Source organism: Citrobacter sp. RHBSTW-00859 (assembly GCF_013729795.1).
Lineage (GTDB): Bacteria > Pseudomonadota > Gammaproteobacteria > Enterobacterales > Enterobacteriaceae > Citrobacter > Citrobacter braakii.
On the sequence record NZ_CP056284.1, the window covers coordinates 3,376,604 to 3,395,284 of the forward strand.

The following is an 18,681-nucleotide window of genomic DNA, read 5'->3' on the forward strand; positions in this document are numbered from 1 at the left end:
TAATTTTATCATCCCAAAAACGGTATGATGGCATACAGTAAAGATGAGAATAACAAAGGGATGGCATAATGGCGCACGCACATACTCATACTTCCTCTGAGCAACCCAAGGACAATAATGCCCGCCGACTGATGTTCGCATTCTGCATTACAGCCGGATTTATGTTGGTTGAAGTGGTGGGTGGAATACTTTCTGGTTCACTGGCCTTGCTGGCCGACGCCGGGCATATGCTCACGGATGCTGCGGCACTACTTTTCGCGCTGCTGGCCGTCCGGTTTTCCCGTCGCCCGCCCACAATACGACACACCTTCGGCTGGCTGAGGCTCACGACGCTGGCCGCATTTGTTAATGCCATCGCATTGGTCGTTATCACCATTTTAATCGTCTGGGAGGCGATTGAGCGCTTCCAGACGCCTCGCCCCGTGGCTGGCGGCATGATGATGGTTATTGCTATCGCGGGTCTACTGGCCAACGTGCTCGCTTTTTGGGTTTTACATCGCGGCAGTGAAGAGAAAAATCTGAACGTCCGCGCCGCGGCGCTGCATGTGATGGGCGATTTACTCGGCTCGGTCGGGGCAATCATCGCTGCGCTGATTATTATCTGGACGGGCTGGACACCCGCGGACCCAATTCTCTCGATTCTGGTTTCCGTGCTGGTGCTGCGTAGCGCCTGGCGATTGCTAAAAGATAGCGTTAATGAATTACTGGAAGGTGCCCCGCTGACGCTGGATATCGCCGCACTGCAGCGCCATCTCAGCCGGGATATTCCTGAAGTCCGCAACGTTCACCATGTCCATGTCTGGATGGTGGGCGAAAAACCGGTAATGACGCTGCATGTTCAGGTGATCCCGCCACACGATCACGATGCGTTGCTGGAGCGTATTCAGCATTTCCTTATCCATCACTACCAGATTGAACACGCCACAATCCAGATGGAGTATCAGCCGTGCAATGGGCCGGACTGTCACCTGTATCAGGGCGTGTCCGGCCATTCACATCATCACCATTAATGAGAAAGCGCGTGGGAACCCCGCTCACGCGCGCTGTTAATCCACATCCTGCTACCGTTCAGGGCGATAACCGTCAGGATCATATATTCCAGCGACATGGCATATACGCCTTGCAGGGCAAAGATCACAACGCTAATAACGTTAATGATCACCCACAGCAGCCAGTTTTCAACGTATTTGCGCGTCATCAGGATCATCGCCGCAATCGACAGCACCATCATGCAGGAGTCCCAGAACGGGAATGCATCGGGTTGTAGTTCAGGCACAACAACCTGTAATCCCAATGCCTGCATAATATTCACTGCAATGCCTGTCAGGAACGCAAAGACCGGATCGATATAGATCGACATCAGGCCGATCGCCACCACGCAAGCCGCCAGCCAGCCGATCGCTTTTGGAAGCGGTAGCCAGCGAATTTTCAGTTCCGCTTCATGCTGGTTGGTTTGCCGGGACCAGGCATACCAGCCGTAGATATTTGCGGCAAAGAAGAAAACTTGCAGCAACAAGCTGGCATAGAGCTGGATCTGAAAGAAAATAATTGCAAACAGCGTGACGTTTATCAGACCGAAGAAGTAATTGCTGATTTTCTCAAGGCTCGCCAGGCCAATACACAGCAACCCGGCGATCGTCCCCACGGCTTCGATCCACGACAAATCGTAACCACCCGCGCCAATCGGAATATGTACCAGAATGTTCTGCGTGCTAAAAAAGTCCATCTTTTCCCCCAGAGCAAAAATAAATAATTACGCTCGAAGTGTAGCCGCAAATTCCAACATACGGTTTAACGGCAACAGCGCCCCTTCTCTCAGCGAGTCCTCAACATGTATCTCATGAGCCGCGCCGCCATGTTCCAGGCCCTCAGCAATCGCTTTCAGGCCATTCATCGCCATCCACGGACAATGCGCACAGCTGCGACAGGTTGCCCCCTCGCCAGCCGTCGGAGCTTCAAGCAGCTCTTTATCCGGAACGGCCTGCTGCATTTTGTAAAAAATGCCCCGGTCAGTCGCCACAATCAACTGCTTATGCGGTAACGATTTAGCCGCGTTGATGAGCTGGCTGGTTGAGCCAACCACATCTGCCATATCAACGATAGACTGAGGGGACTCCGGGTGCACCAGCACCGCGGCATCAGGGTAAAGCCCTTTCATGCGTGTTAAAGCCTGGGTTTTAAACTCGTCGTGGACGATACAGGCCCCCTGCCAACAGAGCACGTCTGCGCCGGTCTGTTTTTGCACGTAGTTGCCCAGATGTCTGTCCGGAGCCCAGATGATTTTTTCACCTAAACTATCAAGATGTTCAATAAGTTCAACCGCGATACTGGAAGTCACGACCCAATCCGCACGTGCTTTAACGGCAGCAGAGGTATTGGCGTAAACCACCACGGTACGATCCGGATGCGCGTCGCAAAATGCGCTGAAAGCGTCAATCGGACAGCCCAGATCTAATGAACATTCCGCCTGTAAGGTCGGCATCAGGATGGTCTTTTCCGGGCTGAGAATTTTGGCAGTTTCTCCCATAAACCTCACGCCCGCAACCAGCAGTGTAGAGGCAGAATGCTTTGCACCGAACCGCGCCATCTCCAGAGAATCAGAAATACAGCCCCCGGTTGCTTCCGCTAACTGCTGAATTTCAGGATCGGTGTAATAATGCGCGACCATAACGGCATCACGCTCTTTCAGCAGGCGCTTGATTTTTTCACGATAAAATTGCTTTTCATCCACACTTAGCGGTACTGGCTTCGGCGGAAACGGATAAATTGCTGCTTCTGGATCAAACATCACGCTCATCTTGCTTTCTCGTTTCACTGGCTTAACGAAATAACCGATTAAAAGCGTGACGCACGCCATATTCGGTTTGATTTGTTTTGTATGCTAAACAAGATAGCGGATTGGCGCAGAAAAGTCACAATAATTGCGTGTGATGAATGCCGGATGGCGTCTGACGTCTTATCCGGCCAACGCGAGTAATGTCGTCTGTAGACTGATAAGCAAAGGACATCAGGCAATCTTATAAATCGCAGATAGCAAAAAGGCGCCTTTAGGGCGCCTTTTTACACTGGTGGGGCGTGCAGGATTCGAACCTGCGACCAATTGATTAAAAGTCAACTGCTCTACCAACTGAGCTAACGCCCCCGTATGGGGTTTACTGCTTCAATTATTCAGGATGGTGGGTCGTGCAGGATTCGAACCTGCGACCAATTGATTAAAAGTCAACTGCTCTACCAACTGAGCTAACGACCCGCTCGGATGTCACCTGAAAAATTCTTTACTCGACACCAATATAACAATTGATATGGCGGCGTGCAGGATGACTCGACTTCGTCTCGCCCTAACGGGCCGTTGCTAAAGCAACGTTATCCTTCACGTTTAACACCTGAGTACAATGTTAAAGTTGGTGGGGCGTGCAGGATTCGAACCTGCGACCAATTGATTAAAAGTCAACTGCTCTACCAACTGAGCTAACGCCCCGAGTGGTGGGTGATGACGGGATCGAACCGCCGACCCCCTCCTTGTAAGGGAGGTGCTCTCCCAGCTGAGCTAATCACCCGATACTACGCTGGATACTGCATTAAGTGGTGGGGCGTGCAGGATTCGAACCTGCGACCAATTGATTAAAAGTCAACTGCTCTACCAACTGAGCTAACGCCCCACTTTTATCGCCGCTTTCGGGCTGTTTGATATCCCTTGGCAACGGCGGCATATATTACTGATTTCAGATTTTAGCGCAACAAAAATTTCGATGTAAATAACTCAACTGCTTAGGAATCACACGACACGACCAGAAATAACACGATTTCTGGTCGCATGGTGGTCATTACATCGCGCCAAGGCGTTTTTGCGCTTGTTTCGCGCCATCAGTGCCAGGATATTTAGTGATAACCTGCTGATAAACCGCTTTAGCTTTTGCTGTGTCACCTTTGTCCTGCATGATGACGCCGACTTTATACATCGCGTCTGCAGCCTTAGGTGATTTGGGGAAGTTTTTAACTACCGAAGCAAAATAGAACGCAGCATCATCTTTTTTACCCTTGTTGTAATTCAACTGACCCAGCCAGTAATTCGCATTGGGCAGGTAAGTAGACTCCGGGTACTTTTTGATGAAGTTCTGGAATGCTTCAATTGCATCATCCTGGCGGGATTTATCCTGCACCAGAGCAATCGCTGCATTGTAATCGGTATTCGCATCGCCAGTTTGCACGGGAGCCCCTGACGTTGCTGCAGCTCCCGTATCAGGTGCAGGGGTTGCCGCCCCACTCTGATCGCCCCCTGTAGACTGTGCCGCAGGCGCACTACCGCTGCCAAGATTATTCATCTGCAGCAATATCTGCTTCTGTCGCTCAACAACCTGATTCAGTTGATATTGATTTTCCTGAATTTGACCACGCAGGGAATCGATATCGGACTGATTATCGGAGAGTTGTTGCTGGAGTTGGGTTAAAAGCTGACTGTGAGCGTTAGAAATACGCTCGAGTTGAGTGACACGGTCTTCGACCGAGCCTGAGCCGACACTACTGATTGGCGCCTGTGCAAAAGCGGCCCAGGGGGCCGCTATGCCAACCAGTAACGACAGACTCAACAGGTGATGTCTGAAGTTACTGCTCATGCAATTCTCTTAGTAAACCAGTACGGCGCGACGGTTTTTGGCGTAAGCCGCTTCGTCATGACCCAGTACTGCAGGTTTTTCTTTACCGTAAGAAACGATGGAGATCTGGTCAGCAGAAACGCCTTTACCCTGCAGGTACATCTTAACGGCGTTCGCACGACGCTCACCCAGAGAGATGTTGTACTCAGGAGTACCACGTTCGTCCGCATGACCTTCTACGGTGACTTTGTAAGACGGGTTGCTACGCAGGAAGTTAGCGTGAGCATCCAGCATTGCAGCGAAGTCAGAACGGATATCGTACTTGTCCAGATCGAAGTAAACGATGTTGTTCTGCTGCAGCTGTTGCATCTGAAGACGCGCTTGCTCTTCAGAAGACATGTTGCCGCTGCCGTTTGCATCCATACCAGTGCCGGCACCCAGCATGCCTTCGCTGCCGTCATTGCTGGCGTTCTTGTTAGAAGAACACGCTGCAATAGCCATAACAGGCAGAGCAATCATCAGCCCTTTCAGCACTTTGTTCAGTTGCATTTCAATGATTCCTTTATTAATCAATTATTTATTATCACAGATACGGCGACCAGGCAGGGAATTTAACCTGACCATCAGTTGCCGGAAGACGCGCTTTGAAACGCCCATCTGTAGAAACCAAATTCAGCACGGATCCCATCCCCTGAGAAGAGCTGTAGATTACCATAGTGCCGTTAGGTGCCAGACTTGGCGTTTCATCCAGGAACGTTGACGACAGGACTTGTACGCCACCCGCTACCAGATCTTGTTTGGCAATGTGCTGCTGACCATTGGCTGAGCTTACCATTACCATAAACTTACCGTCGCTGCTCACATCCGCATCCTGGTTTTGCGAACCTTCCCAGGTAATACGCTGCGGAGCACCGCCGTTGACGTTAACTTTATATACCTGCGGACGACCGGCCTGGTCAGAGGTAAAGGCCAGGTTTTGGCTGTCCGGGAACCAGGTAGGTTCCGTGTTGTTGCTGCGACCATCCGTCACCTGACGGATCTGACCGGAACCAATGTCCATGACATACAGGTTCAGGCTACCGGTTTTAGACAGGGCAAACGCCAGTTTGCTGCCATCCGGAGAAAACGCAGGTGCACCGTTGTGACGTGGGAACGACGCTACCTGACGAACCGCGCCATTAGACAACGTCTGAATAACCAGCGCAGAACGACCGCTTTCGAAAGTGACATATGCCAGTTTTGAACCGTCCGGAGACCATGCCGGAGACATCAGCGGCTGCGGAGAACGGTGTACCACGAACTGGTTGTAGCCATCGTAGTCGGATACACGTAATTCGTACGGGAACTGGCCGCCGTTCGTCTGAACAACATAAGCGATACGGGTACGGAATGCACCTTTAATACCGGTCAGTTTTTCAAACACTTCGTCACTTGCAGTATGGCCCGCGTAACGCAACCACTGCTTGTTCACTTTATAGGTGTTCTGTGCCAGTACGGTACCCGGTGCGCCACCGGTATCTACCAGTTGATAAGCAACGCTGTAGGAACCATCCGGATTTGGCGTAACCTGACCTACTACCACGGCATCAATACCCAGCGCAGACCATGCGGCAGGTTGAACTTCCTGAGCGGTACCCGGCTGCTGCGGCAGGCGAGAACGGTCTAACGGATTAAATTTACCGCTGTTACGCAGGTCAGCACCTACGATACCACCGATATCTTCAGGTGCAGCACCCGGCCCTGCCCACTGGAAGGGGACAACACCAATCGGGCGTGCCGAGTCCACCCCCTGGGTGATCTCGATACGTACTTCTGCGTGCAGCACCGCTGCCCACAGCATCAGAAAACCAAATGCTACTCGTAATGCCTGCTTCATCATATCTCCCTTATCTGGACGGAAAGCCCACGATAATTTAGCAGAATGTTAACAAACTCAAATACACAAAACTACCAGAACGCTGTCTCAACCTTAGACCGTTTCCCCTGAATTCTCAGGGACGTTATTACAGTTTAAAGTCCAGCTTGGCATCTTTGACTTTTTCATAAACAGCCTGGCTAGGCGGTTTAGGAATTCTGGCTGTTTTCGCAGCCGTCAGCGCAGCCTGGCACAATGCCGGATCTCCGCCCTCTTCGGTCACATCCAGTAACAGACCATCGGGTGCTAACTTGATATGTAATACGCAAGATTTACCCGCATACAAATCGGCACCATACAGACGGCTCTGGATCGCATTACGAATTTGAGATGCGTAAGCACTGATATCAGCGCCAGATGCACCGCCATTTGCACCACTTGTACCACTATCTTTCGCCGGTTGACCGTTTCCTTTCGCTCCACCACCTGATTTCGGTGCATTCTTACCGGAGCTTAAGTCACCCAACAAGTCGTCAACGCCAGAGGCTGCAGCTGCTTTTTCGGCCGCAGCCTTTTTCGCAGCCGCCGCTTTATCTGCCGCAGCTTTCTTATCGGCAGCGGCTTTCTCGGCTGCAGCTTTTTTATCTGCTGCTGCTTTTTCCGCTGCGGCTTTCTTATCAGCCGCAGCCTTTTCAGCAGCGGCAGCTTTCGCGGCAGCGGCTTTTTCTGCTTTCTCCGCAGCAGCTTTCTCGGCTGCTGCTTGCTTAGCGGCTTCAGCCTGAGCTTTCTTCGCAGCGTCTGCGGCAGCCTTAGCAGCTTGTGCTTCGGCAATTTTCTTCGCATCAGCAGCGGCTTTAGCGGCTTCAGCCTCTGCTTTTTTCTGTGCGTCCGCAGCGGCTTTCTTCGCGGCATCTGCCGCTTGTTTCGCCTGAGCATCAGCTTTGGCCTTCGCGTCTGCAGCAGCCTTCGCCGCAGCTTCTTCAGCCTGTTTCTGTTGCTCTTGCGCTTTCGCGGCGGCGGCTTCGGCCTGTTTCTGCTGTTCCGCCTGTTCGCGCACTTTTTCCTGCGCGGCTAAACGTTCCTTTTCAAGTTGCTTCAGTCGCTCTTGCTCGGCCGCCTGCTTCTCGCGAAGTTCCTCAGCTTGCTGCTGCGCCTGTTTTTCACGCTGCTCTTCTGCACGTTTAGCACTTGCCTGCTGTTGCTGCTGCCTGTCGTACTGTTGCACAACGGCGCCAGGATCGACCATAACGGCGTCGATGGACGAACCGCCACCGCCGCCGGCTGAAGCATCAATGTGCTCATCGAACGAACTCCAGATCAGCGCTGCAAATAAAATGACATGCAGCACCGCTGAAATAATTATCGCCCTTTTGAGCTTGTCGTTTTGTTCGGTTGCCTTTGACACTCTCGGTTCCCAAAAAACTGTTCGCCTGTTACGCGCTATCTTTCAAGCCAGCAAAACGCAGTCATCAGATTGGCTGCGTCATCAAGCCAACCGATTTTACGCCTGCACTGTGTAACAAGTTCAGCGCTTTAATTATTTCATCATAAGGCACGTCTTTCGCACCACCGATTAAAAAGACCGTTTTCGGATTGGTCTGCAGGCGACTTTTCGCTTCCGCGATAACCTGCTCCGGCGGCAGTTGATCCATACGATCTTTCTCAACGACCACGCTGTATTGCCCTATCCCGGAAACTTCAATAATGACCGGCGGTTCGTCGTTACTACTGACAGCTTGCGATTCGGTCGCATCCGGCAGGTCGACTTCCACACTCTGCGTAATAATCGGCGCGGTTGCCATAAAGATCAGCAACAGCACCAGTAGTACGTCGAGCAGCGGTACAATATTGATTTCGGACTTGAGTTCGCGACGACCTCGTCCACGCGTTCTGGCCATGGCTTACCCCTTGTTGCTCTCGCTAACGGTAAACGCCTGGCGGTGCAGAATCGCGGTGAACTCTTCCATAAAGTTGTCGTAATTCAGTTCCAGCTTGTTTACGCGCTGATTCAGTCGGTTGTAAGCCATAACCGCCGGGATTGCCGCAAACAGACCGATAGCCGTTGCAATCAATGCTTCCGCGATACCCGGTGCGACCATTTGCAGCGTTGCCTGTTTTACCGCGCCTAACGCGATAAATGCGTGCATGATCCCCCAAACGGTACCGAACAGACCGATATACGGGCTGATGGAGCCGACGGTGCCGAGGAATGGAATATGCGTTTCCAGCGTTTCCAGTTCACGGTTCATCGAGATACGCATCGCACGGGATGCCCCCTCAACGACCGCTTCCGGCGCATGACTATTCGCCCGATGCAGACGCGCAAACTCTTTGAATCCGCTGTAGAAAATTTGTTCCGAGCCCACCAGGTTATCACGACGCCCCTGGCTTTCCTGATACAGGCGCGACAATTCAATGCCGGACCAGAACTTGTCTTCAAATGCTTCGGCTTCACGTGAAGCCGCATTAAGAATACGGGTCCGCTGGATAATAATGGCCCAGGATGCGATTGAGAAACCAATCAAAATCAACATGATAAGTTTAACCAGAAGGCTTGCCTTCAGGAACAAATCAAGGATATTCATGTCAGTCACTGCTTAAACTCCGCGACAATAGACTTGGGAAGCGCACGAGGCTTCATTTTGAGTGGATCAACGCAAACAATCAGAACTTCGGCTTCATTCAGCACGGTGTTCTCTGCGTTGACAATGCGTTGCGTGAAAACCAATGAGGTGCCACGCATTGACGTAATTTCGGTTTGGACTTCGAGCATATCGTCGAGCCGGGCAGGCGCAAAATACTCCAGCGTCATCTTGCGCACCACAAAGGCTACACGTTCGGCCAACAGGACCTGCTGACTGAAGTGATGATGACGCAGCATTTCTGTGCGTGCTCTTTCGTAAAAAGCGACGTAGCTGGCGTGGTATACCACCCCACCGGCATCGGTGTCTTCATAGTAGACACGAACCGGCCATCGAAACATATACTTGTTCATTCTTACTGCCTCTTTGTTGGCTTCGCCCACTCACACCGGTCGCTTAACTTTGTAAGCGCCTGGTGACTCGCGTTCTTGCCGCCGCGATGCTTCAAGAATGTCGTTGTATATCGCGCTGTATTCACTTTACATCCCGGTAATGCAATTAAGTTGCGTCCTGATGGTCCAGTGTCGCCACCGCACACAACTCCAGGGCACAACCTTAGGTTAATGCTTTCAAACTTCGCTACTATACGCGCGGGAATGGTGGTTTGGAATGGGGGAAAGTAAACGGAGAGTAAAAATTTATGGGCTTATGCAAGCCCATAAATATTTAAGGATGTTTCTTATTCAAAAGAAGAAGAAAATCAGACCAACAACCAGGACGATATCTGCGATTAGCGGGCAGAAAATGCCCTGCCAGTGTACGGCGCGAGGACGAAAACCAACGCCGTGAATGATGCCTGCGCAGACCGCCCACATCAGCAGGAGACCATGCCAGATTTCCAGCTCACTGGTTTTGGCCGCGAAACGTGACGGATCCCAGAATATGCAACCAGCCAACACGATTGCCAGCACAAAGGAAAGCGCCCGCAAGGGGCGCTTGTCCATCGCGTTATACTGCATCGCGATAATGTTGGTCATCAGCTATCTTCTTGTCCGGCTTTGCCTGATTCAACGTGCTCAAGCGCCAGCGCTGTGATTATCCCAAATGCACAGGCAAGAAGCGTTCCCAAAATCCATGCGAAATACCACATTTTAAGCTCCTTACTTAGTACAGAGAGTGGGTGTTGCTTTCAATATCTTCTTTGGTGATGCGACCGAACATCTTCCAGTAACACCAGCCGGTGTACAGCAGAATGATCGGAACGAACACACAAGCTACATACGTCATCAGATTCAGCGTCAGCTGGCTGGACGTTGCATCCCACATGGTCAGACTTGCGTTCATCATGGTGCTGGATGGCATCACAAACGGGAACATTGCGATACCAGCCGTCAGGATGATGCAGGCTAACGTCAGTGAAGAGAAGACGAACGCCCATGCCCCTTTCTCCATACGAGAAGTCAGGATGGTCAACAGCGGCAGAACTACGCCCAGTGCAGGAACCAGCCACAGGATAGGTGCATTGTTAAAGTTCACCATCCATGCGCCAGCCACGCGAGCCACTTCTTTGGTCAGCGGGTTAGAGGCGGCATGATGATCCAGTGCTGAGGTCACAACATAACCGTCAATACCGTAAATCACCCACACACCAGCCAGCGCGAAGCAGATCATAGTGACCAGTGCCGCAACCTGCGATGTTGCACGCGCACGCAGATGCAGTTCACCTACCGTACGCATCTGCAGATAGGTCGCGCCCTGGGTGATGATCATCCCAACACTCACGACACCCGCCAGCAGACCAAACGGATTCAGCAACTGGAAGAAGTTACCGGTGTAGTACAAACGCATGTAGTCGTCTACGTGGAACGGAACCCCTTGCAGCAGGTTGCCGAACGCCACGCCAATAACCAGCGGTGGAACGAAGCTACCAATGAAGATGCCCCAGTCCCACATGTTGCGCCAGCGCATGTCTTCAATCTTGGAGCGGTAATCAAAACCGACCGGACGGAAGAACAAAGACGCCAGTACCAGGATCATCGCCACATAGAAACCGGAGAACGCAGCGGCATACACCATCGGCCAGGCAGCGAACAGTGCGCCACCCGCGGTGATGAGCCAAACCTGGTTACCGTCCCAGTGCGGGGCGATGGAGTTAATCATAATTCGACGCTCGGTATCATTACGACCGAGGAAACGGGTGAGCATGCCCACCCCCATGTCGAAGCCATCAGTGACCGCGAAACCAATCAGCAGAATGCCAACCAGCAGCCACCAGATAAAACGCAATACTTCATAATCGATCATTTGACGACTCCTGTCTTAGCGTGCCGGCTGAGAAGTCACAGTGGACTGCTCGTAGTGATAACGACCGGTTTTCAGGCTACTCGGCCCAAGGCGTGCGAACTTGAACATCAGATACAGTTCAGCCACCAGGAACAGGGTATACAGGCCGCAAATCAACAGCATCGAGAAGATGAGGTCGCCAGCGGTCAGCGAAGAGTTCGCTACGGCTGTTGGTAACACTTCACCAATCGCCCACGGTTGGCGGCCGTACTCTGCAACAAACCAACCGGATTCAATGGCAATCCACGGTAGAGGAATCGCATACAGCGCGGTGCGCAGCAGCCATTTTTTCTCACCGATACGGTTACGAATCACGGTCCAGAAGGACACTGCGATGATTGCCAGCATCAGAATGCCGCACGCCACCATAATACGGAAAGCGAAGTAGAGCGGCGCAACGCGAGGAATAGAATCTTTCGTTGCCTGCTGAATTTGCGCTTCGGTCGCGTCGGTGACGTTATCCGTATAGCGTTTCAGCAGCAGACCATAACCCAGGTCTTTCTTCATGCTGTTGAACTGGTCGCGAACGGCCTGATCGGTAGTACCCGCACGCAGTTCTTCCAGCAGTTGATACGCCTTCATCCCGTTACGGATGCGCTCTTCGTGCTGCACCATCAGGTCTTTCAGACCAATGACCGGTGTATCAACAGAGCGGGTGGCAATGATGCCCAGCGCATAAGGAATTTGAATCGCAAAATGGTTTTCCTGCGCATCCTGGTCCGGAATACCGAACAGGGTAAAGGAAGCCGGTGCAGGCTGCGTTTCCCATTCTGCTTCAATAGCAGCGAGTTTGGTTTTCTGCACGTCGCCCATTTCGTAACCGGATTCATCACCCAGAACGATAACAGACAGAATAGCAGCCATACCAAAGCTGGCGGCGATTGCAAAAGAACGTTTAGCAAACGCGAAGTCACGACCGCGCAGCATATAGTAGGAGCTGATCCCCAGAACGAACATCGCGCCACAAACATAACCAGATGCCACAGTGTGAACAAATTTCACCTGTGCTACCGGGTTGAGCACCAGTTCAGAGAAGCTCAGCATCTCCATGCGCATGGTTTCAAAGTTGAAATCCGCGGCGATTGGGTTTTGCATCCAGCCGTTCGCAACCAGAATCCACAGTGCGGACAGGTTAGAACCCAGGGCCACCAGCCAGGTGACGCACATATGCTGGACTTTACCCAAACGGTCCCAGCCGAAGAAGAACAGACCTACAAAGGTGGATTCGAGGAAGAAGGCCATCAAACCTTCGATCGCCAGCGGCGCACCGAAAATATCCCCTACATAGTGGGAGTAGTAAGACCAGTTAGTCCCGAACTGGAACTCCATGGTCAGACCGGTTGCCACACCCAGAGCGAAGTTGATACCAAACAACTTGCCCCAGAACTTGGTCATATCTTTATAAATCTGTTTGCCGGAAAGGACGTAGACCGTTTCCATGATGGCCAGCAAGAACGCCATACCTAGCGTCAGTGGCACAAACAGGAAGTGGTACATCGCGGTCAAGGCAAACTGTAAGCGCGACAGTTCGACTATATCTAACATCATGACTCCTTGCTCATCGCATGAAGACTCCGAGAGTGAACCCCGTTAGAAAGGGTCACACGCATGCCCCAATACAAATTTATCTGCTTCCCTCCGCCGCTGCTCTTTCTTCTCATTTGAAGAAAGGACAATGATGAAAGGTTACAAACATGTTAATAAAACACTCAAATTGATCCCGCAATTATATTACGCCGTAAAATCCTTACAATAAACAGGTTTTTATCGAGGTAAATTTGCATTTTTCGATAGTGATCAATTTATAGCTAATTTATCACTTTCAGACCAATTTGATCTGCAGCAATTTAACCTCTTTTGAGGCTGTTTACCAAGTTTTAAACATTGATTTAAATCAATTTTCAAATTTAATGTTAATAGTGTTTAACAGTCAGGCGACTAGTGAACGCCATGTTAACGGTATGTTTTTCAATGAGTAATTGCCGTTACTACAAATGATAGGATATTTATTTAAATCTACACGATCTTTTAACCCGCCCGACTGACAAAATTGCCAGCAGATAAAGAGTCACTATTGCCGGGTAGCTCACAGTTTTTTGTTTAGCAAGTCATGGAATTGTTATTTCATACAAATTATTCATTTAAATTTTACTTATAATTAACACCAAGATGTAACTATCTCAAATGGAAGCGAAAGCGTACCTCATTGACAGACGCATTGGGTTTGACGTCCTCAGCACAGCGCAGGCGTTTCGCTTAAAGCATCACTGAAAGTTATCACTCACTTCTCTTTTTCTCTTATGTGGCAACGTTTAAATATGCCACAAACAATTCATTATCATTTTTATCTTAAATTTAACAAAATATAATTATGTCATATAAGATTAAAAAATAAAAAACCGTTATCCCGTTCACAAGTTATTTAGTAAAGATAATTTTTTAAATTATAAAAAATGACACATGAATGAGACGCACAACAAAATAAGATTTCGATCACAAACATGGCAAGTCATTTATTTGTCATTTTCCTGGTAAATTAAAAAAAGCCGCAAAAAACAAAACCCAACCACCTGATAAACAAGGTTTTTTACAAATAAAAAATATAACAATCATTTTGCGCAGGATATTTTGAAAATAGATCAATTGCTTCCTTTTCCGCTTACACAGAAACTCCGACCCTATTAAGAGGTTGTCACAAGCCATGTTCTAAATATTAGAAAATAATTTTCACTTATTGACCATCAGCCCTACAGAGGATTACCCATGAAGAAATCTACACTTGTTATTGGCGTCATCGGTGCTGACTGCCATGCAGTAGGTAATAAAGTTCTGGATCGCGTTTTTACTGCTCATGATTTTCACGTAATCAACCTCGGGGTGATGGTGAGCCAGGATGAATATATTGATGCCGCGATTGAAACAGGCGCCGATGCCATCGTGGTGTCCTCTATCTACGGTCATGGCGACATTGACTGCCTCGGGTTACGTGAGCGCTGCATCGAACGCGGCCTCGGCGACATTCTGCTGTACGTCGGTGGCAACCTGGTAGTTGGTAAACATGACTTCGGCGATGTGGAAGTGAAGTTTAAGGAGATGGGTTTTAACCGCGTCTTCGCACCGAGCCACGACCTGGAAGATGTCTGCGCGCTTATCACCAATGATATTCGCCAACACAATGGCCTCGAGCAGCGTTGCCTGGAAGAGGCTATCTGATGCAAACAGTTTCTGTCGATATCGGCTCGACATGGACCAAGGCTGCCCTCTTCGCCCATGAAGGCGAGGAATTAACCCTGGTAAACCATGTCCTGACCCCAACCACCACACATCATCTGGCAGACGGTTTTTTTGCCAGCCTGAATCAGGTGCTGAACGTTGCCGATGCTCGCCCGTTACTGAAAAGTGGTGAAGTGCAGTTGAAATACTCCTCCTCGGCCAAGGGTGGACTTGCCGTTGCAGCAATGGGGCTGGTGCCTTCCATTACGCTGGAATCAGCAAAAGTTACCGCCCATTCGGCAGGAGCGAAAATCGCGCAATATTATTCGTACAAACTGAACCGGCATGACATCCAGGAGCTGGAATCATCACCGCCAGACATTCTGTTGTTTACCGGTGGTACAGACGGTGGCGAAGAAAGCTACGGCCTGGCGAATGCGCATGCGCTGGCAGGCTCAACGCTTGATTGCGCCATTATCTACGCCGGAAACCGGGACATTCAGGACGAAATACAAACGATTCTGGGACATAAAGATCTGACCACGGTAGACAACATTCTGCCTGATCTCGATCACCCGAATCCGTTTGCCGCGCGCCAGGCGATTTGCGATGTGTTCTTGTCACGCATTGTCAAAGGTAAAGGTCTGGACGTCATCGTCGGCGAAACCGGCGAAGAGCCAATGCCGACGCCATGGACGGTATATGAGTTAGTCAAAGCCATTAGCGATTACGACAGCGCATGGAAGGAATTCATGCTGATTGATATGGGCGGAGCCACCACGGATGTCTATTCGGCCAGCGCGAATACCCTCTCCCCCGATACCGTCCTGCATGGTGTTCCTGAACCGTTCGTCAAACGTACCGTTGAAGGCGACCTGGGAATGCGCGTTTCCGCCGTCGTGGTGGGAGAAAGCACGCAGGATATGGTGAAAGTCATCTTCGCCCAACAACCGCAGCGCGAGGAAGCGTTTTACCGCTACCTGCGTCATCTGGTTGGGCAACCGGATTACCTGCCGCTCAGCGAGGAGGAGAAATATTTCGACACCCTGCTGGCAGGTTTGTGCGTGGGCTATGCCGCTGAGCGCCACGCGGGCACTAAAAAGCAGGTTTGCACCTGCGTGGGTAACGTGGATTTACAGATGGGTCGCGATCTCACCACCGTACGCAAAGTCGTCGGTTCAGGGGGATGGCTCTCTCGCGCCAGCCAGTTCGATATCCATAGCTGGCTCAAATACCGGGAGCTGGACGACCAGGGTAAAAGAATTTTGTTACCGAATCAGTTTGAGTATTACCGCGATTCAAATGGCCTGCTCCCGCTACTGGCAAACGTCGCCAGGCTGTACCCGCAAGCCGCTGCTCGCACCAGCATTCAGTGTTTAACCCTATAAAACTTAAGGCAGCTACGAATGGAACTTCGAAATAAAAAATTGACCCATGACGAATTCATGACCGAAAGGCATCAGGTATTACAAACCTGGGAAACCGGCAAAGACGTTGAGAACTTCGAAGATGGCGTGAAGTACCAGCAATCAATTCCGGATAAAAAGCGCTTCTCCCTTGCTCTGCTGAAGGCCGATCAGGAAGGGAAAACCCTGAGCCAGCCGCGCGCAGGCGTAGCATTAATGGATGAGCATATTGCGCTGCTCAAAACATTGCAGGAAGAGTGCGACCTCCTGCCGAGTACTATCGATGCCTATACCCGTCTGAACCGCTATGAAGAAGCCGCTGTCGGGATCCAGAAATCTATCGAAGCAGGTACTTCCAAGCTGAATGGTTTACCGGTCGTCAATCACGGGGTTGCTGCCTGCCGTCGTATGACTGAAGCGCTGGAAAAACCGATCCAGGTTCGTCACGGCACGCCTGATGCGCGCCTGCTGGCAGAAATCGCCATGGCCAGTGGCTTTACCAGCTACGAAGGCGGCGGCATCTCCTACAACATTCCTTACGCTAAACGTGTCACTCTGGAAAAATCCATCCGCGACTGGCAGTACTGCGACCGCCTGATGGGCCTGTACGAAGAGAACGGTATTCGTATCAACCGTGAACCGTTTGGCCCACTGACCGGCACCCTGATCCCACCGTTTATGTCCCACTCGGTGGCGATTATCGAAGGTCTGTTGGCTCTGGAACAAGGCGTCAAGTCAATTACCGTTGGCTACGGCCAGGTCGGTAGCCTAACGCAGGATATTGCAGCGATTCAGGCGCTGCGCGAACTTTCCCACGAATATTTCCATAACCACGGTTTTGACGATTACGAACTGAGTACCGTTTTCCACCAGTGGATGGGCGGATTCCCGGAAGATGAAGCAAAAGCCTTCTCCGTTATTGCCTGGGGCGCAGCGGTTGCCGGTATGTCAGGTGCCACCAAAGTGATCACCAAAAGCCCGCACGAAGCGTTCGGTATCCCAACGGCGGCAGCGAACGCCCAGGGTCTGAAAGCTTCGCGCCAGATGCTCAACATGGTCAGCGACCAGAAATTCCCGCAGTGCGCTGCCGTGGAGCAGGAAGTTGATCTGATTAAGAGCGAAGTCCGCGCGGTGCTGAAGAAAGTCTTCGAACTGGGCAATGGCGACATTGCGCGCGGTACGGTGCTGGCCTTTGAAGCAGGCGTACTGGATGTACCTTTCGCGCCTGCCGCCTGTAACGCCGGTAAGATCCTGCCTGTTCGCGATAACACAGGCGCCATCCGTATTCTCGAAGCCGGCTCCGTTCCGCTGCCGAAAGACATTCTCGCCCTGCACCACGACTACGTCGCAGAGCGCGCGCATTTCGAAGGCCGCAAGCCTTCTTTCCAGATGGTCATTGATGACATCAACGCCGTATCCCACAGTAAATTAATAGGAAGACCATAATGAAAATTAAACAGGCCCTTTTCACAGCTGGCTACTCCTCATTTTATTTTGACGATCAGCAGGCCATCAAAAACGGCGCCGGTCATGACGGGTTTATCTATACCGGCGCTCCGGTAACGCCTGGATTTACGTCTGTTCGTCAGGCGGGTGAATGCGTATCCGTACAGCTGATTCTGGAAAACGGCGCGGTAGCGGTGGGCGATTGTGCAGCGGTGCAATATTCAGGTGCAGGTGGACGCGATCCGCTGTTCCTGGCTGAAAACTTCATTCCGTTCCTTAACGATCACATCAAACCGCTGCTGGAAGGCCGTGACGTTGATTCGTTCCTGACCAACGCCCGTTTCTTTGACGAACTGCGTATTGACGGCCATCTACTGCATACCGCCGTACGTTATGGTCTGTCTCAGGCGCTGCTCGACGCGGCGGCACTGGCTACCGGTCGTCTGAAAGCAGAAGTGGTTTGTGATGAATGGCAACTGCCGTGCGTCCCGGAAGCCATTCCATTATTTGGCCAGAGCGGCGACGACCGTTATATCGCCGTCGACAAGATGATCCTCAAAGGTGTGGACGTCCTGCCGCATGCGCTGATCAATAACGTAGAAGAGAAGCTGGGCTTCAAAGGCGAAAAACTGCGTGAGTACGTCCGCTGGTTGTCTAACCGCATCCTGAGCCTGCGCACCAACGAAACCTATCACCCGACGCTGCATATTGATGTCTACGGCACCATCGGTCTGATCTTCGATATGGATCCGGTGCGTTGCGCCGAATACATCGCCAGCCTGGAAGCCGAAGCTCAAGGCCTGCCGCTGTACATTGAAGGCCCGGTAGATGCCGGTAACAAGCCGGATCAGATCCGCATGCTCACCGAGATCACTCAGGAGCTTACCCGTCTGGGTTCCGGCGTGAAAATTGTTGCGGATGAATGGTGTAACACCTATCAGGATATCGTGGACTTCACCGACGCGGGCAGTTGCCACATGGTGCAGATCAAGACCCCGGATCTGGGCGGTATTCACAACATCGTCGATGCGGTGCTGTATTGCAACAAACACGGAATGGAAGCCTATCAGGGCGGTACCTGTAACGAAACGGAAATCAGTGCGCGTACCTGCGTACACGTCGCGCTGGCTGCGCGTCCAATGCGCATGCTGATCAAGCCGGGTATGGGTTTCGATGAAGGTCTCAACATCGTGTTTAACGAAATGAACCGCACCATCGCGCTGTTGCAAACTAAGGATTAAGAG

The 18,681-nt window shown here is 51.3% G+C and carries 18 protein-coding genes and 5 tRNA genes; 5 read left to right on the forward strand and 18 right to left on the reverse strand.

Annotated features, from left to right (window positions below; translation table 11 throughout):
• Nucleotides 1–68 precede the first annotated feature (68 nt).
• Entirely contained in the window at nucleotides 69–1,010 is a 942-nt protein-coding gene (gene zitB / locus HV302_RS16890; protein ID WP_103766042.1) for a CDF family zinc transporter ZitB, read from the forward strand.
• Here zitB and pnuC read toward each other — a convergent pair.
• From pnuC to cydA, 18 genes are all read right to left on the reverse strand, one after another.
• Nucleotides 1,007–1,726, reverse strand: a complete 720-nt coding sequence (pnuC, locus tag HV302_RS16895) for a nicotinamide riboside transporter PnuC (protein WP_016152316.1) — start codon at nucleotides 1,724–1,726, stop codon at nucleotides 1,007–1,009. The genes zitB and pnuC overlap by 4 nt on opposite strands.
• Nucleotides 1,727–1,753: 27 nt before the next feature.
• Nucleotides 1,754–2,797 (reverse strand): quinolinate synthase NadA, encoded by a 1,044-nt coding sequence (gene nadA / locus HV302_RS16900; RefSeq protein WP_181626321.1) that lies wholly within the window; start codon nucleotides 2,795–2,797, stop codon nucleotides 1,754–1,756.
• 269 nt (nucleotides 2,798–3,066) lie between these two features.
• Nucleotides 3,067–3,142, reverse strand: a tRNA-Lys gene (locus HV302_RS16905).
• Between the two features lie 32 nt (nucleotides 3,143–3,174).
• Nucleotides 3,175–3,250 (reverse strand) — tRNA-Lys (locus HV302_RS16910).
• 152 nt (nucleotides 3,251–3,402) lie between these two features.
• Nucleotides 3,403–3,478: transfer RNA gene (locus HV302_RS16915), tRNA-Lys, on the reverse strand.
• A gap of 3 nt (nucleotides 3,479–3,481) precedes the next feature.
• A tRNA-Val gene (locus HV302_RS16920) sits at nucleotides 3,482–3,557 on the reverse strand.
• A gap of 26 nt (nucleotides 3,558–3,583) precedes the next feature.
• Nucleotides 3,584–3,659 (reverse strand) — tRNA-Lys (locus tag HV302_RS16925).
• A gap of 165 nt (nucleotides 3,660–3,824) precedes the next feature.
• On the reverse strand, nucleotides 3,825–4,613 hold the full coding sequence (cpoB, locus tag HV302_RS16930; protein ID WP_181626322.1) for a cell division protein CpoB: 789 nt from the start codon (nucleotides 4,611–4,613) through the stop codon (nucleotides 3,825–3,827).
• A 9-nt stretch (nucleotides 4,614–4,622) separates the two neighbouring features.
• Nucleotides 4,623–5,141, reverse strand: a complete 519-nt coding sequence (gene pal / locus HV302_RS16935) for a peptidoglycan-associated lipoprotein Pal (RefSeq protein WP_003022983.1) — start codon at nucleotides 5,139–5,141, stop codon at nucleotides 4,623–4,625.
• Between the two features lie 34 nt (nucleotides 5,142–5,175).
• A complete protein-coding gene (gene tolB / locus HV302_RS16940; protein ID WP_003022981.1) occupies nucleotides 5,176–6,468 on the reverse strand; it encodes a Tol-Pal system beta propeller repeat protein TolB in 1,293 nt (430 codons plus the stop codon).
• Nucleotides 6,469–6,595: 127 nt separating this feature from the next.
• Nucleotides 6,596–7,852, reverse strand: coding sequence for a cell envelope integrity protein TolA (gene tolA / locus HV302_RS16945; protein WP_016152313.1), 1,257 nt, complete (start codon nucleotides 7,850–7,852; stop codon nucleotides 6,596–6,598).
• Between the two features lie 64 nt (nucleotides 7,853–7,916).
• Nucleotides 7,917–8,345 carry a colicin uptake protein TolR gene (gene tolR, locus HV302_RS16950; protein WP_003022978.1) on the reverse strand — a complete coding sequence of 143 codons (429 nt, stop codon included), beginning with the start codon at nucleotides 8,343–8,345 and terminating at the stop codon, nucleotides 7,917–7,919.
• Between the two features lie 3 nt (nucleotides 8,346–8,348).
• Nucleotides 8,349–9,041, reverse strand: a complete 693-nt coding sequence (tolQ, locus tag HV302_RS16955; RefSeq protein ID WP_016152312.1) for a Tol-Pal system protein TolQ — start codon at nucleotides 9,039–9,041, stop codon at nucleotides 8,349–8,351.
• Entirely contained in the window at nucleotides 9,038–9,442 is a 405-nt protein-coding gene (gene ybgC / locus HV302_RS16960) for a tol-pal system-associated acyl-CoA thioesterase (RefSeq protein ID WP_003831439.1), read from the reverse strand. The genes tolQ and ybgC overlap by 4 nt, the downstream gene beginning before the upstream one ends.
• Nucleotides 9,443–9,772: 330 nt before the next feature.
• Nucleotides 9,773–10,066, reverse strand: a complete 294-nt coding sequence (gene ybgE / locus HV302_RS16965; protein WP_016152311.1) for a cyd operon protein YbgE — start codon at nucleotides 10,064–10,066, stop codon at nucleotides 9,773–9,775.
• On the reverse strand, nucleotides 10,066–10,179 hold the full coding sequence (cydX, locus tag HV302_RS16970) for a cytochrome bd-I oxidase subunit CydX (protein ID WP_003022970.1): 114 nt from the start codon (nucleotides 10,177–10,179) through the stop codon (nucleotides 10,066–10,068). Before cydX ends, ybgE begins: the two co-directional genes overlap by 1 nt.
• 14 nt (nucleotides 10,180–10,193) lie before the next feature.
• Nucleotides 10,194–11,333 carry a cytochrome d ubiquinol oxidase subunit II gene (gene cydB / locus HV302_RS16975; protein ID WP_181626323.1) on the reverse strand — a complete coding sequence of 380 codons (1,140 nt, stop codon included), beginning with the start codon at nucleotides 11,331–11,333 and terminating at the stop codon, nucleotides 10,194–10,196.
• A 15-nt stretch (nucleotides 11,334–11,348) separates the two neighbouring features.
• A complete protein-coding gene (cydA, locus tag HV302_RS16980; protein WP_016152309.1) occupies nucleotides 11,349–12,917 on the reverse strand; it encodes a cytochrome ubiquinol oxidase subunit I in 1,569 nt (522 codons plus the stop codon).
• A 1,218-nt stretch (nucleotides 12,918–14,135) separates the two neighbouring features.
• On the opposite strand from cydA, the gene glmS reads away from it, so the two are divergent.
• The 4 genes from glmS to HV302_RS17000 are packed head-to-tail and all read left to right on the forward strand — an operon-like array spanning nucleotide 14,136 to nucleotide 18,678.
• A complete protein-coding gene (gene glmS / locus HV302_RS16985) occupies nucleotides 14,136–14,585 on the forward strand; it encodes a methylaspartate mutase subunit S (protein ID WP_016152308.1) in 450 nt (149 codons plus the stop codon).
• On the forward strand, nucleotides 14,585–15,973 hold the full coding sequence (glmL, locus tag HV302_RS16990; protein WP_047497777.1) for a methylaspartate mutase accessory protein GlmL: 1,389 nt from the start codon (nucleotides 14,585–14,587) through the stop codon (nucleotides 15,971–15,973). Before glmS ends, glmL begins: the two co-directional genes overlap by 1 nt.
• 18 nt (nucleotides 15,974–15,991) lie before the next feature.
• On the forward strand, nucleotides 15,992–17,437 hold the full coding sequence (locus HV302_RS16995) for a methylaspartate mutase subunit E (protein WP_016152306.1): 1,446 nt from the start codon (nucleotides 15,992–15,994) through the stop codon (nucleotides 17,435–17,437).
• Nucleotides 17,437–18,678: a methylaspartate ammonia-lyase gene (locus HV302_RS17000; protein ID WP_016152305.1), complete on the forward strand. Its 1,242-nt coding sequence runs from the start codon at nucleotides 17,437–17,439 to the stop codon at nucleotides 18,676–18,678. The genes HV302_RS16995 and HV302_RS17000 overlap by 1 nt, the downstream gene beginning before the upstream one ends.
• Nucleotides 18,679–18,681 lie beyond the last annotated feature (3 nt).

What these genes read in the sequence shown, in the direction of transcription:
- ybgC (WP_003831439.1), bottom strand. Translation starts at nt 9,442, where the DNA reads ATGAACAAGTATATGTTTCGATGGCCGGTTCGTGTCTACTATGAAGAC.
- HV302_RS16995 (WP_016152306.1), top strand. Translation starts at nt 15,992, where the DNA reads ATGGAACTTCGAAATAAAAAATTGACCCATGACGAATTCATGACCGAA.
- glmS (WP_016152308.1), top strand. Translation starts at nt 14,136, where the DNA reads ATGAAGAAATCTACACTTGTTATTGGCGTCATCGGTGCTGACTGCCAT.
- cydB (WP_181626323.1), bottom strand. Translation starts at nt 11,333, where the DNA reads ATGATCGATTATGAAGTATTGCGTTTTATCTGGTGGCTGCTGGTTGGC.
- cydA (WP_016152309.1), bottom strand. Translation starts at nt 12,917, where the DNA reads ATGTTAGATATAGTCGAACTGTCGCGCTTACAGTTTGCCTTGACCGCG.
- pnuC (WP_016152316.1), bottom strand. Translation starts at nt 1,726, where the DNA reads ATGGACTTTTTTAGCACGCAGAACATTCTGGTACATATTCCGATTGGC.
- glmL (WP_047497777.1), top strand. Translation starts at nt 14,585, where the DNA reads ATGCAAACAGTTTCTGTCGATATCGGCTCGACATGGACCAAGGCTGCC.
- tolB (WP_003022981.1), bottom strand. Translation starts at nt 6,468, where the DNA reads ATGAAGCAGGCATTACGAGTAGCATTTGGTTTTCTGATGCTGTGGGCA.
- tolR (WP_003022978.1), bottom strand. Translation starts at nt 8,345, where the DNA reads ATGGCCAGAACGCGTGGACGAGGTCGTCGCGAACTCAAGTCCGAAATC.
- pal (WP_003022983.1), bottom strand. Translation starts at nt 5,141, where the DNA reads ATGCAACTGAACAAAGTGCTGAAAGGGCTGATGATTGCTCTGCCTGTT.
- HV302_RS17000 (WP_016152305.1), top strand. Translation starts at nt 17,437, where the DNA reads ATGAAAATTAAACAGGCCCTTTTCACAGCTGGCTACTCCTCATTTTAT.
- nadA (WP_181626321.1), bottom strand. Translation starts at nt 2,797, where the DNA reads ATGAGCGTGATGTTTGATCCAGAAGCAGCAATTTATCCGTTTCCGCCG.
- cpoB (WP_181626322.1), bottom strand. Translation starts at nt 4,613, where the DNA reads ATGAGCAGTAACTTCAGACATCACCTGTTGAGTCTGTCGTTACTGGTT.
- ybgE (WP_016152311.1), bottom strand. Translation starts at nt 10,066, where the DNA reads ATGACCAACATTATCGCGATGCAGTATAACGCGATGGACAAGCGCCCC.
- zitB (WP_103766042.1), top strand. Translation starts at nt 69, where the DNA reads ATGGCGCACGCACATACTCATACTTCCTCTGAGCAACCCAAGGACAAT.
- cydX (WP_003022970.1), bottom strand. Translation starts at nt 10,179, where the DNA reads ATGTGGTATTTCGCATGGATTTTGGGAACGCTTCTTGCCTGTGCATTT.